Origin of the sequence: Pseudomonas sp. 8 R 14, assembly GCF_900005955.1 — a bacterium.
GTDB lineage: Bacteria > Pseudomonadota > Gammaproteobacteria > Pseudomonadales > Pseudomonadaceae > Aquipseudomonas > Aquipseudomonas marginalis.
The window spans coordinates 208,148-222,179 of sequence record NZ_CVTH01000089.1 but is presented as its reverse complement, the minus strand read 5'-3'; the positions used below and the strand labels follow the sequence as shown (position 1 = coordinate 222,179).

The following is a 14,032-nucleotide window of genomic DNA, read 5'->3' as shown; positions in this document are numbered from 1 at the left end:
GTGGGAGGGGCTTGCCCCCTCCCACAGAAAGCAGATCTCAGTGATACCAGAAAATAATAAAGGTGCAGCCATGCCCGCAATCCGAATTGGCATCAACCCAATCTCCTGGAGCAACGACGACCTTCCGGCCCTCGGCGGTGAAACCCCGCTGAGCACCGCCCTGAGCGAAGGCAAGGAAATCGGCTACGAAGGTTTCGAGCTCAACGGCAAATTCCCCAAGGACGCCAAGGGCGTCGGCGACGTCCTGCGCCCCTATGACCTGGCGCTGGTCTCCGGCTGGTACTCCAGTCGCCTGGCCCGTCGCTCGGTGGCCGAAGAAATCGAAGCCATCGCCGGCCACGTCGAACTGCTGAAACAAAACGGCGCCAAGGTGCTGGTGTACGGCGAGGTGGCCGATTCGATCCAGGGCTCGCGCATTCGCCTGATCGAGCGTCCTCGGTTTCAGAGTGAACAGGCCTGGCAGGACTACGCCGACAAACTCACGGAGCTGGCGCGTTTCACCCTGTCCCAGGGCGTGCGCCTGGCGTACCACCATCATATGGGCGCGTATGTCGAATCGCCTGAAGACATCGATCAGTTGATGGGCCGTACCGGGCCGGAAGTCGGCCTGCTGTTCGATTCGGGCCACTGCTACATGGGCGGCGGCGAACCCATCGAGGTGTTGCGCAAGCATATCGACCGCGTCTGCCACGTGCATTTCAAGGACGTGCGCAAAGCCGTGGTGCAACTGGCGCGCAACCAGATGTGGAGCTTCCCCGATTGCATCGTCAACGGCACCTTCACCGTGCCCGGGGATGGCGATATCGATTTTGCCGAGTTGCTCGATGTGCTGATGGCCGCGAAATACGCGGGCTGGCTGGTGGTAGAAGCCGAGCAGGATCCGGCCGTGGCGCCCAGCTACGTCTATGCGAAAAAGGGCTATGACACATTGCGTGCGCTTCTCGATGAGAGGACCCAACCATGAGCTTGCTGGTAAAGAGCAGTAAACGCGGACAAACCATGGTCGCCCTGGAAGAGGGCCGCCTGGAATACGTAGGCTTTGCCGCCTACCGCCTGAGCCTTGGCGAAACATTGCCGGTGACTGCCGGCGATCAGGAACTGTGCCTGGTGCTGCTCAGCGGTCGGGTCAATATCGAAGGCGAGGGCTTCAACTGGCAGAACCTCGGTGATCGCCAGTCGGTGTTCGAGGACAAATCGCCGTTCGCCGCCTATCTGCCGCCGGGTACCGATGCCCAGGTCACGGCGTTGAGCGACGTGCAGATTGCCGTGTGCGCCGCACCGGGTGCTCCGGGTTTCGAGCCACGCCTGATCCGTCCTGAACAGTGCAAGCGCAGCGTACGCGGCAAAGGCGCCAATACCCGCTACGTGTGCGACATCCTGCCGGATACCGACCCGGCCCATTCGCTGCTGGTGGTGGAAGTGCGCACGCCGTCCGGGCATTCGTCGAGCTACCCGCCGCACAAGCACGACACCGACGACCTGCCGCACCAGAGCTTTCTTGAAGAGACCTACTACCACCAGATCAACCCGCCCCAGGGCTTCGTGTTCCAACGGGTGTACACCGACGACCGCAGCATCGACCAGGCCATGGCCGTGGAAAACAGTGATCTGGTGGTGGTGCCCAAGGGCTATCACCCGGTCAGCGTGCCGTATGGCTACGAGTCTTACTACCTGAACGTGATGGCGGGCCCCAAGCGCGCCTGGCATTTCCACAACGACCCGCAGCACAGCTGGCTGCTGGACCTCTAAAACGGTTTGGACGGAGAACAATAACAATGAAGTCGCCTCTACGCTTTGCCCTCAACCGTATGGTCGCGCCCAACCTGTCCCTGCCGGATTTCATCCAGCTGGCCGTGGCCTTGAAATGCGATGCCATCGAGATTCGCAACGACCTCAAGGATCGCCAGATCGAATACGGCACCCCGGCCGGCCGCGTGCGCGAATTGTGCGCGGCCCAGGGCATCACGGTGCTGTCGATCAACGCGCTGTACCCCTTTGATGTGTGGAATGACGAGCGCCGCGCCCAGGCGATAGCGCTCGCCACCTATGCCCGCGAATGTGGTGCGCAAGGCTTGGTGATGTGCCCGTTCAATGAACCCGGCGACACCCGCAACGAAGCCCAGCGCGCCGCCGGTTTGCGCACCGCGTTGAGCCAACTGGCGCCGATCCTGCGCGAGTACGGGATTCTCGGGTTTATCGAGCCCCTGGGCTTTGAAGAATGTGCCATGCGCCGCAAGCGCGTGGCGGTGGATGCGATCCAGTCCATCGGCGGCCTGGATGTATTCCGCCTGGTGCACGACACCTTCCACCACCACCTGGCCAGCGAGCATGAGTTCTTCCCGGAACTGACCGGGCTGGTGCATATCTCCGGCGTGGAAGATGCCGAGGCGCCGCTCAATTCGATCCGCGACGGCCACCGCGTGCTGGTGGGCGAGGGCGATATCCTCGGCAATACCGCGCAGATCGACACCTTGCTCAGCAGCGGTTACAGCGGCTACCTGTCGTTCGAACCGTTTGCGACAAGCGTGCACGAGCTGGCGGATATCCAGCAGGCCTTGGGGGCAAGCATCGCCCACCTGCAGAAACGATAAGGGGCGCGACATGACCACCACCCGACTGACCATGGCCCAGGCCCTGGTGAAGTTTTTGGATAACCAGTACATCGAAGTCGATGGCGTGCAGAGCAAGTTCGTCGCCGGCGTGTTCACTATTTTCGGCCACGGCAACGTGCTGGGCCTGGGTCAGGCCCTGGAACAGGACAGCGGCGACCTGGTGGTGCATCAGGGCCGTAACGAGCAGGGCATGGCCCATGCCGCCATCGGTTTTGCCAAGCAGCACTTGCGCCGCAAGATCTACGCCTGCACCGCCTCTGTCGGCCCAGGAGCGGCGAATATGCTCACCGCTGCGGCGACCGCCACTGCCAACCGTATCCCGTTGCTGTTGCTGCCCGGCGATGTCTACGCCAGCCGCCAGCCCGACCCGGTGCTGCAACAGATCGAGCAGTTCCACGACCTCAGCATCAGCACCAACGATGCCTTCCGTTCCGTGAGCAAATACTGGGACCGCATCAACCGCCCCGAGCAACTGATGACGGCGGCGATTCATGCCATGCGCGTGCTCACCGATCCCGCCGAAACCGGCGCGGTGACCCTGGCGCTGCCCCAGGACGTGCAGGCCGAAGCCTGGGATTACCCCGACTACTTCCTGCAAAAACGGGTGCACCGTATCGACCGCCGCCCGGCCACCGCCGCGATGATCGGCGATGGGTTGGCCGCCTTCCGGGGCAAGCGCAAACCGCTGATCATCTGCGGTGGCGGCGTGAAGTACTCCGGAGCGAATGCTGCCTTGCAAGCCTTTGCCGAGCGCTTTGATATTCCTTTCGCCGAAACCCAGGCGGGCAAGAGCGCGGTGGTCTCGAGCCATCCGCTGAATGTGGGCGGTATCGGTGAAACCGGCTGCCTGGCCGCCAACCTGCTGGCGCCCGAGGCCGACCTGATCATCGGCATCGGCACCCGTTACACCGACTTCACCACCTCGTCGAAATCGCTGTTCAAGCATGCCGAGGTGAAGTTTCTCAACCTCAATATCAGCCCCTGCGACGCCTTGAAACTCGACGGCGTGCAGGTGCTGGCCGACGCGAAGGTCGCCCTCGAAGCGCTGGCCGATGCCCTCGGTGATTACCGTTCCGGCTGGGGCGAGCAGATCGCCGACGCCAAGGCGCAACTGGACGCCGAAGTGGACCGTGTGCATCAGGTCGAGTACCACGGCGATGATTTTGTGCCGGAAGTCGACGACCACCTCGACCGCGCCGTGCTGCGTGAATTTATCGAACTGACCGGCTCATGCCTGACCCAGAGCCGGGTGCTCGGCGTCCTCAACCAGACCCTGGCCGACGACGCGATCATCGTCGCCGCGGCCGGCAGCCTGCCCGGCGACCTGCAGCGCGCCTGGCGCAGCAAGGGCGTCAACACCTACCACGTCGAGTACGGTTATTCGTGCATGGGCTATGAGATCAACGCCGCCCTCGGCGTGAAGCTCGCCGAGCCCTCCAAGGAGGTCTATGCGCTGGTCGGCGATGGCTCCTACATGATGCTGCACTCGGAGCTGGCCACCTCGATCCAGGAACGCCGCAAGATCAACGTGGTGCTGCTCGACAACATGGCCTTCGGTTGCATCAACAACCTGCAGATCGGCAACGGCATGGACAGCTTCGGCACCGAGTTCCGCTACCGCAACCCCGAGAGCGGCAAGCTCGACGGCGGCCTGGTGCCGGTGGACTTCGCCATGAGTGCGGCGGCCTATGGCTGCAAGACCTACAAGGTCAGCACGGTGGAGCAGCTGGAGGCGGCCCTGGCCGATGCGCGCACGCAAAGCGTCTCGACCCTGATCGACATTAAGGTCCTGCCCAAGACCATGGTCCACGGCTACCTGTCGTGGTGGCGGGTGGGGGTGGCGCAGGTGTCCACCAGCGAGCGCACCAACGCGGCGGCGAAAAAACTCAATGAACACCTGGCCAAGGCCCGGCAGTACTAATAACTAGAGGAGCGTTTGTATGTCTTTGAAGCTTGGTGTAATCGGTACCGGCGCCATTGGCCGCGATCATATTCGTCGGTGCAGCCAGACCCTGCTCAACAGCCAGGTGGTGGCGGTGACCGACATCAACCTTGAGCAGGCCGCCAAGGTGGTCGCGGAGTTGAAGCTGGACGCCGAGGTGTACGCGGACGGCCATGGGCTGATCAACTCGCCGCAGGTCGAGGCGATCCTGGTCACGTCCTGGGGCCCGAGCCACGAGGAGTTCGTGCTCGCCGCCATCGCCGCCGGCAAACCGGTGTTCTGCGAGAAGCCCCTGGCGGTGACGGCCGAAGGCTGCCGCAAGATCGTCGACGCCGAAGTGGCCTACGGCAAGCGCCTGGTGCAAGTGGGCTTTATGCGCCCCTATGACGAAGGTTATCGCGCCCTCAAGGCGGTGATCGACAGCGGCCAGATCGGCGAGCCGTTGATGCTGCACTGCGCGCACCGTAACCCGACGGTGGGCGAGAACTACAAGACCGACATGGCGATCACCGACACCCTGATCCACGAGCTGGATGTCCTGCGCTGGCTGCTCAACGACGACTACGTGTCGGTGCAGGTGGTGTTCCCGCGCAAGACCAGCAAGGCCCTGGCCCATCTGCGCGACCCGCAGATCGTGCTGCTGGAAACCGCCAAGGGCACTCGTATCGACGTGGAAGTGTTTGTGAACTGCCAGTACGGCTACGACATCCAGTGCGAAGTGGTGGGGGAGACCGGCATCGCCAAATTGCCGGAGCCGTCCCAGGTACAGCTGCGCAGCGATGCCAAGCTGTCGAATGCGATCCTGATGGATTGGAAGGACCGTTTTATCGGGGCCTATGACGTGGAGTTGCAGGCCTTCATCGATAGCGTGCGTGCTGGTCAGGTCGGTGGGCCGTCGGCGTGGGATGGCTTTGCGGCGGCGGTGGCGGCGGATGCGTGTATCGAGGCCCAGGGCAGTGAGCAGATTGTGAAGGTCCGCCTGCCGGATCGCCCACACTTCTACGACTAACACTCGGTCAATGTGGGAGGGACAAGCCCTAATGCCACTCAGTTAAGGCTTTTTGTAGGAGCGAGCTTGCTCGCGAAAAACTCACAGGCGCCGCGTTCATTCAGGAGGCACTCGTTATCGTTGACGTTTTTCGCGAGCAAGCTCGCTCCTACAGGAGGCGATGTACGCTTAACTGACTGGCATTAGGGCAAGCCCCCTCCCACAGTTGATTGGTTTCCAATTCAATTCAGGAGTTGATCATGAGAATCGGACTAGTCGGCTACGGCCACGGAGGGCGCTTTTTTCATGCGCCGCTGATTGCAACTTTGCCGGGGGCGACGTTTGTCGGCGTGGTGACGCGCTCACCCGAGCGCCGCCAGCAATTAAGTACCGATCTTCCAGGTGTGAAGGCCTTTGACAGCATCGGCCAGATCGTCGAAGCCGGCGTCGATGCCCTGGTGATTTCCACCACCCTCAAGGGCCGTCCGGCGCTGGTGCTGGAAGCCATCGAGCACGGCGTGGCGGTGGTCAGCGACAAACCCTTTGCCGCCAACGCTGAACAGGCCCAGGCGCTGATCACGGCCGCCGAGCGCCATGAGGTGTTGCTCAGCGTCTACCAGAACCGGCGCTGGGACTCGGACTACCTGACCCTGCGCAAATTGATCGACGCCGGTGCCCTGGGCGAGATCATCCGCTTTGAATCCCGCGTCGAGCGCTACAGCCCGCAGGCCGTGGGCAATGCCAGCGGCGGCGGCTGGTTGCGCGACCTGGGCAGCCACCTGGTGGACCAGGCGCTGCAACTGTTCGGTCCGGTGGAGCGGGTCTTTGCGCAGTTACAGTTCACCCCTGAATACCCCACTGTCGACCACGGCTTCTTCGTCTCCCTGACCCACGCCAACGGGGTGGTTTCCCATTTGTGGGGCAACGCCCTGCAGAACAGCCAGGCTCCGCGTTTTCGCGTCAGTGGCACCTTGGGTTGCTACACCGTGGACGGACTGGACGGCCAGGAAGAAGCGCTGATGGCCGGCAAGTCACCGAAAACCGAAGGCGAACACTGGGGCGCAGAAGAACATCGCCGCTGGGGCTGGTTCGAACAGGGGCCGGAACGTGAGCGAGTGCCGTCGGAGAAGGGCTGCTGGACCCAGTTCTATCGCCAGTTGCAAGCGGCGGTAAACGGGCAGGGCCCGTTGCCCGTGGACGCTTATGACGCGCTGGAAACCACGCGTATATTGGACGCCGCACGCCTCAGCGCCGAGCGCCAGCAGGTGGTTTCAACAAAAATAGAATAAAATTCTAAAACAGGTTGATATGGAAATTATTTTCCAATAAAGTCTTTTCCAGGTTGCATAAAGTACGTTCGGACTCGATTCGCACGACTCAACAAAAACAAGATCAAAAACAACCAGGTACCGTCAGATGAAAATCTTCAACGCTGTACTGCGAGTTTTACGCCCTGCCCACACGCCCCGCGGCCTGCCCCGCGCCCGGCCGTTCTACTTCTCCTTCCTTAATGTGCTGTGCGTCGAAAACCAGGGCGCGCTGGTCTGCTGCATTCCAGGCGCACCGGTCGTACGCGTGCCTGCCGAGCTCTGATAAACGCAACGTCCAAAAAACCAACAAGAAAGTGGAGACAGACCGTTCATGAAGACCCCGATCCGTTTTACCGCGCTGGCTTTATCCATGCTGCTGGCCAGCGGTGTTGCCAGTGCCGCCGACATCAAGGTCGGCGTGAGCATGTCCGCCTTCGATGACACCTTCCTCACTTACCTGCGCGAAGACATGGACAAGCAGGCCAAGTCCTATCCCAAGGGTGACGGCGTGCAGCTGCAGTTCGAAGATGCCCGCGCCGATGTGGTCAAGCAACTGAGCCAGGTGGAGAACTTCATCAGCCAGAAAGTTGACGCCATTATCGTCAACCCGGTCGACACAGCCTCTACCAAGAACATCATCAATGCCGCGACCAAGGCCGGCATCCCGTTGGTGTTCGTCAACCGCCGTCCCGACCAGAAGGACTTGCCCAAGGACGTGGTGGCCGTGACCTCCGATGACGTCGAGGCCGGCAAGCTGCAAATGCAATACATCGCTGAGAAGCTCGGCGGCAAGGGCAAGATCGTGATCCTGCTGGGCGACCTGGCGAACAACTCCACCACCAACCGCACCAAGGGTGTGAAGGAAGTGTTGGCCAAGTACCCGGACATCAAGATCGAACAGGAACAGACCGGTATCTGGCTGCGGGACAAGGGCATGACCCTGGTCAACGATTGGCTGACCCAGGGCCGCGAGTTCAATGCGGTACTGGCCAACAACGATGAGATGGCCATCGGCGCGTCCATGGCGCTGAAATCGGCCGGCAAGGAAAAGGGCAGTGTGCTGATCGCGGGGGTCGACGGTACGCCGGATGGCTTGAATGCGATCACCAAGGGTGACATGGCCGCCTCCGCGTTCCAGGACGCCAAGGGCCAGGCAGTGGGCTCGGTGGAAGCGGCGCGCAAGATGGCCAAGAAGGAACCGGTCGAGCAGAACGTGATCATCCCGTTCCAGCTGATCACCCCGGAAAACGTCGCCACCTTCAAGTAGCCCTGACATAACAACAATGAACCGGCAGGGCGGTCGTGCCCGCCCTGCTGATGGAGTACCGTCTTATGCTCGCTCAAGCCGCTGTCTCGCAGCCTCCCGGTATCCAGCCGTTGCCGCTGGACGAACCCTACCTGTTGGAAATCGTCAACATCAGCAAAGGCTTTCCCGGCGTCGTGGCCCTGGCCGACGTACAACTGCGTGTACGCCCCGGTACGGTGCTGGCGCTGATGGGCGAGAACGGTGCGGGCAAGTCGACCTTGATGAAAATCATCGCCGGCATCTACCAGCCCGACGCCGGTGAAATCCGCCTGCGCGGCAAGCCCATCGTGTTTGACACGCCGCTGGCGGCGCAGAAGGCCGGGATTGCGATGATCCACCAGGAGCTCAACCTGATGCCGCACATGAGCATCGCCGAGAATATCTGGATCGGCCGCGAGCAGCTCAACAGCCTGCACATGGTCAACCACCGCGAAATGCACCGCTGCACCGCCGAGTTGCTGGCGCGCCTGCGCATCAACCTGGACCCCGAGGAACACGTGGGTAACCTGAGCATCGCCGAGCGGCAGATGGTCGAAATTGCCAAGGCTGTGTCCTACGACTCCGACATCCTGATCATGGATGAACCGACATCGGCCATTACCGAGAAGGAAGTGGCCCACCTGTTTTCGATCATTGCCGACCTCAAGGCCCAGGGCAAAGGCATTGTCTACATCACGCACAAAATGAACGAAGTGTTCGCCATTGCCGATGAAGTGGCGGTGTTCCGCGACGGCCAGTACATCGGCCTGCAACGCGCCGACAGCATGAACAGCGACAGCCTGATCTCGATGATGGTGGGTCGCGAACTGAGCCAGTTGTTCCCGGTGCGCGAGACGCCCATCGGCGAACTGCTGCTGTCGGTGCGCGACCTGCGCCTGGACGGGGTGTTCCAGGGCGTGTCGTTCGACCTGCATGCCGGTGAGATCCTCGGCATCGCCGGGCTGATGGGCTCGGGGCGCACCAATGTGGCGGAAACCATTTTCGGCATCACCCCCAGCAGCGGTGGGCAGATCACCCTGGATGGCGAGGCGGTGCGCATCAGTGACCCGCACATGGCCATCGAAAAAGGCTTTGCGCTGTTGACCGAGGACCGCAAGCTCAGTGGCCTGTTCCCCTGCCTGTCGGTGCTGGAAAACATGGAAATGGCCGTGCTGCCGCACTATTCGGGCAACGGTTTTATCCAGCAGAAAGCCCTGCGCGCCCTGTGCGAGGACATGTGCAAGAAACTGCGGGTGAAGACGCCATCCCTGGAGCAGTGCATCGACACCTTGTCCGGCGGCAACCAGCAGAAAGCCCTGCTGGCGCGCTGGTTGATGACCAACCCACGCTTGCTGATCCTCGATGAACCGACCCGGGGCATCGACGTAGGCGCCAAGGCCGAGATCTATCGCTTGATCTCCTTCCTCGCCAGCGAAGGCATGGCGGTGATCATGATTTCCTCCGAGCTGCCTGAAGTGCTGGGCATGAGCGACCGGGTGATGGTGATGCACGAAGGCGAACTGATGGGCACCCTGGACCGTGCGGATGCGACCCAGGAAAAAGTCATGCAGCTGGCTTCCGGTATGACCGCAGTCCACTGACGAACAGCCGCGCGGGCCTGCGGTTGGCCCGCGCCATAGAATAAGAAGGTGATTGGCTATGAACGCAATAACAGACAACAAGCCTGCCACGGCCCCGGTCAAGCACCGTCGGCGCTTGCCCACCGAGCTGAGCATCTTCCTGGTGCTGATCGGCATCGGCCTGGTGTTTGAGCTGTTTGGCTGGATCGTGCGGGACCAGAGCTTCCTGATGAACTCCCAGCGCCTGGTGCTGATGATCCTGCAAGTGTCCATCATCGGCTTGCTGGCGATCGGGGTGACCCAGGTGATCATCACCACGGGTATCGACCTGTCTTCGGGGTCGGTGCTGGCGCTGTCGGCGATGATTGCCGCCAGTTTGGCGCAAACTTCCGACTTTTCCCGGGCGGTGTTCCCTTCGCTGACGGACTTGCCGGTGTGGATTCCGGTGGCGATGGGGTTGGGTGTGGGGCTGCTGGCGGGGGCGATCAACGGCAGCATCATCGCCGTCACGGGTATTCCGCCGTTTATCGCGACCCTGGGCATGATGGTCTCGGCCCGTGGCCTGGCGCGTTACTACACCGAAGGCCAGCCGGTGAGCATGCTCTCGGACTCCTACACGGCCATCGGTCATGGCGCGATGCCGGTGATCATTTTCCTGGTGGTGGCGGTGATCTTCCATATCGCCCTGCGCTACACCAAGTACGGCAAGTACACCTACGCCATCGGCGGCAATATGCAGGCGGCGCGGACGTCGGGGATCAACGTCAAGCGCCACTTGATCATCGTCTACAGCATTGCCGGGTTGCTCGCCGGTCTGGCCGGCGTGGTGGCTTCGGCACGCGCCGCCACCGGCCAGGCCGGCATGGGCATGTCCTATGAGCTGGATGCGATTGCCGCCGCGGTAATCGGCGGCACCAGCCTGGCTGGCGGGGTAGGGCGTATCACCGGCACCGTGATCGGCGCGCTGATCCTCGGAGTGATGGCCAGCGGGTTTACCTTTGTCGGGGTGGATGCGTATATCCAGGACATCATCAAGGGCCTGATCATCGTGGTGGCGGTGGTGATCGACCAGTACCGCAACAAGCGCAAGCTCAAGCGCTGAGCTTCAAGCTGCAAGCTGCAAGTCCGATGAGCTCTACAGCTTGTCGCTTGCAGCCTGCGGCTTATAGCTGCTCTACGAACTTTCCTGCTATAAACGCACTCCGATGACCATTCGCCAAGCCCGTCCTGGTGCCTTTGGGGGTTATATCGGTAAAAATGCCTGTCATTTCAGTTGCTGTGCCCTCAAGTCGGCCTTAGACTGCCGCCCCTCGTAAATTGAGTGCCGGGTGGCGCTTGGAATGGATGGCGCCTTTCCGAGACCTGCAGAGGTCGACCGGAACGCTCCCTTATTCGCCTTAATGCACGTATTTTTTATAGAGAAATCAATGACAAAGGAAAAGTTGCTGGCCATGCCGGCGGATGACTACATGAATGCCGAACAGCACGCTTTTTTCGAGAAGTTGCTGCAGGACATGAAGGTGGAACACCACGAGCGCATTGAACAGAACCGCATCGCCATTGAAAGCCTGGACACCCCGGCCGACCCTGCCGACGCCGCTTCCGTTGAAGAAGAGCGCACCTGGCTGGTCAATGCCATCGACCGCGACCAGCGCATGCTGCCGCAGCTTGAGCGTGCACTGGAACGCATCAAGGAAGATTCCTTCGGCTGGTGCGATGACAGCGGCGAGCCTATCGGCCTCAAGCGCCTGCTGATCAGCCCGACCACCAAGTACTGCATCGAAGCGCAAGAGCGCCACGAGCAGATCGACAAGCACCAGCGCCAAGCCTGATGCGCTGAAGCTGGGGAATCGCCTGGGCGGTTCCCCGGAGAAAGACCCGTTACGCCCCGTCTATTGATCTGCTGCAGGCTACCCCACTAAAGGCCCATGGATAATGGCTGGATAGTGGCGTTTAATGCAGGGACAAAAATGACAAACAGTGGGGTAACGACGATGGCTGGAGACGGATCTCTGATGGGCGCAGCAGTGCCACCGCAACCGGTGGTGCGCGGGTTGCCCGGCTGGTTGATGCCGCTCCTGCAGAGCGCCGCCCTGGTACTGCTGGGCCTGGCGTTTGCCAGCCTGCCGATATACCTCTGCCTGCCCATTGCCTTGCTGGTGATCTGGCTGCCAGGCCTTATGAACCGCACCTCCCGCACGGCACCGCCCGTCACTGCCGATGCCATTGGCGAGCTGACCCGCGATCTGTCCTATACCACCAGCCACAACGCACTGTCCGCTGCCGGCGTCGCCTATTCAGTCAAGCAACTGGCGGCTCGAGTGCAATCGCAATTGGGCGCGGCCAAGCAGATCGTCAGCAGTGCCGAAGTGATGATCAGCACTGAAAAGGTCACCTCTCAACTCAGTCGCGAGGCCCTTCAGGCGGCCAGCCAGGCCCATCAGCGCAGCACTGAAGGCCGTGAAGTGCTGGCCCAGTCGATCATTCGTATGCACCAGCTCAGCCAGCGCGCCAATGCCAGTCGGGAGTTGATTGAAGCCCTGAGCCAACGCAGTGAAGAAATCCAGCGGGTGACCCTGGTGATTCAGTCCATCGCCAGCCAGACCAACCTGTTGGCGCTCAACGCCGCGATTGAGGCGGCGCGGGCCGGTGAGCACGGTCGCGGGTTCGCCGTGGTGGCGGATGAAGTGCGTGGGCTGGCGGGCCGCACGGCCACGGCCACCGATGAAGTCGGGGTGATGGTGGCGGATATCCAGCAACGCACTGCCCAGGTGGTTGAGCAGATTCGCCAGCTCTCGGCAGACTTGCACACCGGTGTCGAGCAGGTGGAGCACGCCGGCGAGCACCTGGAGAACATTGCCGGCCTGGCGGCGGGTGTGGAAGGCCAGGTCAATGAAATCGCCCAGGGCACCGACACCAACCGCGCCCAACTCGACAGCCTGTTCCATGCCGTGGAGCAAATGCGCAGCGATCTTATCGTGAGCGACCAGCAGACCCGCCAGTTGGCCGATGCCGCTGTGCAGATGGAAGGGCAGGCCGAAACGATCAGTGAGCGCCTGGCGGAAGTCGGGCTGGATGACTATCACCAACGCATCTACGACCTGGCGCGCGAAGGCGCGAGCCGGATTGCCGCGCAATTCGAAGCCGATGTACAGCAGAACCGCATCAGCCTGGATGACTTGTTCGACCGCAGCTACACCTTGATCCCCAACACCAGCCCGAGCAAGTACCACAGCCGGTTCGATGGCTACACCGACCAGGTGCTGCCGGCCATCCAGGAAGCACTGCTGCCACGCCATGAAGGCTTGGTGTTTGCCATTGCCTGCACGCCCCAGGGCTATGTGCCGACGCACAACAAGGCATTTTCCCAGGCGCTGACCGGCGATGCCCAGGTCGACGCGGTGCAGAACCGCACCAAGCGCAAGTTCGAAGACCGCACCGGCATCCGCTGCGGCAGCCACCAGCAAGCGGTGTTATTGCAGACCTACACCCGCGATACCGGTGAGTTGATGCACGACTTGTCGGTGCCGATCATGGTCCGGGGGCGGCATTGGGGTGGCTTGCGCCTGGGGTATAAGCCGGAGGGGGCGAAGGCTGCGCGCTAGGGATTGTTGTTGTCTGTGAGGCGGGGAAATACCAGCTGCCTGGCAAGCGCTATTGCGCTCAGGCAGCCGGCATTGAGTGGGTTACTGCGATTGATGCAGGCGCTGGTTCAGCTCATCCACCGCCATGGCCCAATCGGCGTCTTCACGCAGTTCTTCCTTGAGGAACTGTGCCTGTTGCGGCGTCCAGAACGGCGCGTCGATCAACTTGACGTCGTCACTCAACGGGTGCGCGACAATAAAGGCGTCGATAGCTTCGGGGGTTGAGTCCAGGCCCAGTTGTTCAAATAAGGTTTCGAGTGTCGGTATTGGCGCGTCCATGTCAGTCTCCGTGCGGGTTTCGGGATCGTTATGCATGGGAGGCTTGTGGCGCGGTAGAGTTCGATCGGATTGTCAGGAGGTCAGTGCCCCTGAATCCACTGCAGCCTTGAGTGCCTGGGCGGATTCTTTTCCGGCGCTGGCGGCAGTGTCGAGGGTCTTGAACCAACGGTCTTTTTCGACCTGGTGCGTGGTGACGGTGGTCAACGGCGGCTTGGCGCGCATCACGATCACTGCTTGAAACTCACCGTCTACTTCCCTTGCGTCGCCATGGATGAAAAATTCGCCAATATCAAATTCCGTCACGTATCGCCTTCCCTTCGAGGTAACCAACAGCACTGATGAAACCTGGCCCGTGAGGGAGCAAATTCCAATGGACAGGCCAGTATGGCAGT

Annotated in this window: 14 protein-coding genes; 12 read left to right on the top strand and 2 right to left on the bottom strand. The window is 61.5% G+C overall.

Annotated features, from left to right (window positions below):
• The first annotated feature begins 70 nt into the window (after positions 1-70).
• The 12 genes from iolE to BFQ01_RS28715 all read left to right on the top strand — a co-directional run bounded on the left by iolE (position 71) and on the right by BFQ01_RS28715 (position 13,322).
• Positions 71-964 (top strand): myo-inosose-2 dehydratase, encoded by an 894-nt coding sequence (gene iolE, locus BFQ01_RS28765; RefSeq protein ID WP_065927951.1) that lies wholly within the window; start codon positions 71-73, stop codon positions 962-964.
• Positions 961-1,749, top strand: coding sequence for a 5-deoxy-glucuronate isomerase (gene iolB, locus BFQ01_RS28760; RefSeq protein WP_065927950.1), 789 nt, complete (start codon positions 961-963; stop codon positions 1,747-1,749). Before iolE ends, iolB begins: the two co-directional genes overlap by 4 nt.
• Before the next feature lie 26 nt (positions 1,750-1,775).
• A complete protein-coding gene (locus BFQ01_RS28755; RefSeq protein WP_065927949.1) occupies positions 1,776-2,591 on the top strand; it encodes a TIM barrel protein in 816 nt (271 codons plus the stop codon).
• 10 nt (positions 2,592-2,601) lie between these two features.
• Complete coding sequence (iolD, locus tag BFQ01_RS28750) at positions 2,602-4,533, top strand: 3D-(3,5/4)-trihydroxycyclohexane-1,2-dione acylhydrolase (decyclizing) (protein WP_065927948.1); 1,932 nt, start codon at positions 2,602-2,604, stop codon at positions 4,531-4,533.
• A 19-nt stretch (positions 4,534-4,552) separates the two neighbouring features.
• Positions 4,553-5,563 (top strand): Gfo/Idh/MocA family protein, encoded by a 1,011-nt coding sequence (locus tag BFQ01_RS28745; protein WP_065927947.1) that lies wholly within the window; start codon positions 4,553-4,555, stop codon positions 5,561-5,563.
• Positions 5,564-5,802: 239 nt separating this feature from the next.
• Positions 5,803-6,831 (top strand): Gfo/Idh/MocA family protein, encoded by a 1,029-nt coding sequence (locus BFQ01_RS28740; protein ID WP_065927946.1) that lies wholly within the window; start codon positions 5,803-5,805, stop codon positions 6,829-6,831.
• A 127-nt stretch (positions 6,832-6,958) separates the two neighbouring features.
• Entirely contained in the window at positions 6,959-7,135 is a 177-nt protein-coding gene (locus BFQ01_RS32685; RefSeq protein ID WP_162844258.1) for a hypothetical protein, read from the top strand.
• A 48-nt stretch (positions 7,136-7,183) separates the two neighbouring features.
• On the top strand, positions 7,184-8,119 hold the full coding sequence (locus BFQ01_RS28735; protein WP_065927945.1) for a sugar ABC transporter substrate-binding protein: 936 nt from the start codon (positions 7,184-7,186) through the stop codon (positions 8,117-8,119).
• Positions 8,120-8,184: 65 nt separating this feature from the next.
• Positions 8,185-9,738, top strand: coding sequence for a sugar ABC transporter ATP-binding protein (locus tag BFQ01_RS28730; protein ID WP_065927944.1), 1,554 nt, complete (start codon positions 8,185-8,187; stop codon positions 9,736-9,738).
• A 58-nt stretch (positions 9,739-9,796) separates the two neighbouring features.
• Positions 9,797-10,819 carry an ABC transporter permease gene (locus BFQ01_RS28725; protein ID WP_024076018.1) on the top strand — a complete coding sequence of 341 codons (1,023 nt, stop codon included), beginning with the start codon at positions 9,797-9,799 and terminating at the stop codon, positions 10,817-10,819.
• Between the two features lie 325 nt (positions 10,820-11,144).
• Positions 11,145-11,549: a TraR/DksA family transcriptional regulator gene (locus BFQ01_RS28720; protein WP_003191666.1), complete on the top strand. Its 405-nt coding sequence runs from the start codon at positions 11,145-11,147 to the stop codon at positions 11,547-11,549.
• 96 nt (positions 11,550-11,645) lie between these two features.
• On the top strand, positions 11,646-13,322 hold the full coding sequence (locus BFQ01_RS28715) for a methyl-accepting chemotaxis protein (RefSeq protein WP_370671281.1): 1,677 nt from the start codon (positions 11,646-11,648) through the stop codon (positions 13,320-13,322).
• A gap of 81 nt (positions 13,323-13,403) precedes the next feature.
• On the opposite strand, the gene BFQ01_RS28710 is transcribed toward BFQ01_RS28715, so the two are convergent.
• Positions 13,404-13,640, bottom strand: a complete 237-nt coding sequence (locus tag BFQ01_RS28710; RefSeq protein ID WP_065927942.1) for a DUF2789 domain-containing protein — start codon at positions 13,638-13,640, stop codon at positions 13,404-13,406.
• Positions 13,641-13,712: 72 nt separating this feature from the next.
• The gene (locus BFQ01_RS28705) at positions 13,713-13,943 is read right to left on the bottom strand and encodes a hypothetical protein (protein WP_065927941.1); all 231 of its coding nucleotides are present in this window, start codon (positions 13,941-13,943) and stop codon (positions 13,713-13,715) included.
• Between the last annotated feature and the right edge of the window lie 89 nt (positions 13,944-14,032).

Coding starts and splice junctions, on each gene's coding strand:
- iolD (WP_065927948.1), top strand. CDS start 2,602: ATGACCACCACCCGACTGACCATGGCCCAGGCCCTGGTGAAGTTTTTG.
- BFQ01_RS32685 (WP_162844258.1), top strand. CDS start 6,959: ATGAAAATCTTCAACGCTGTACTGCGAGTTTTACGCCCTGCCCACACG.
- BFQ01_RS28755 (WP_065927949.1), top strand. CDS start 1,776: ATGAAGTCGCCTCTACGCTTTGCCCTCAACCGTATGGTCGCGCCCAAC.
- BFQ01_RS28735 (WP_065927945.1), top strand. CDS start 7,184: ATGAAGACCCCGATCCGTTTTACCGCGCTGGCTTTATCCATGCTGCTG.
- iolB (WP_065927950.1), top strand. CDS start 961: ATGAGCTTGCTGGTAAAGAGCAGTAAACGCGGACAAACCATGGTCGCC.
- BFQ01_RS28730 (WP_065927944.1), top strand. CDS start 8,185: ATGCTCGCTCAAGCCGCTGTCTCGCAGCCTCCCGGTATCCAGCCGTTG.
- BFQ01_RS28715 (WP_370671281.1), top strand. CDS start 11,646: ATGGATAATGGCTGGATAGTGGCGTTTAATGCAGGGACAAAAATGACA.
- BFQ01_RS28740 (WP_065927946.1), top strand. CDS start 5,803: ATGAGAATCGGACTAGTCGGCTACGGCCACGGAGGGCGCTTTTTTCAT.
- BFQ01_RS28710 (WP_065927942.1), bottom strand. CDS start 13,640: ATGGACGCGCCAATACCGACACTCGAAACCTTATTTGAACAACTGGGC.
- iolE (WP_065927951.1), top strand. CDS start 71: ATGCCCGCAATCCGAATTGGCATCAACCCAATCTCCTGGAGCAACGAC.
- BFQ01_RS28725 (WP_024076018.1), top strand. CDS start 9,797: ATGAACGCAATAACAGACAACAAGCCTGCCACGGCCCCGGTCAAGCAC.
- BFQ01_RS28720 (WP_003191666.1), top strand. CDS start 11,145: ATGACAAAGGAAAAGTTGCTGGCCATGCCGGCGGATGACTACATGAAT.
- BFQ01_RS28745 (WP_065927947.1), top strand. CDS start 4,553: ATGTCTTTGAAGCTTGGTGTAATCGGTACCGGCGCCATTGGCCGCGAT.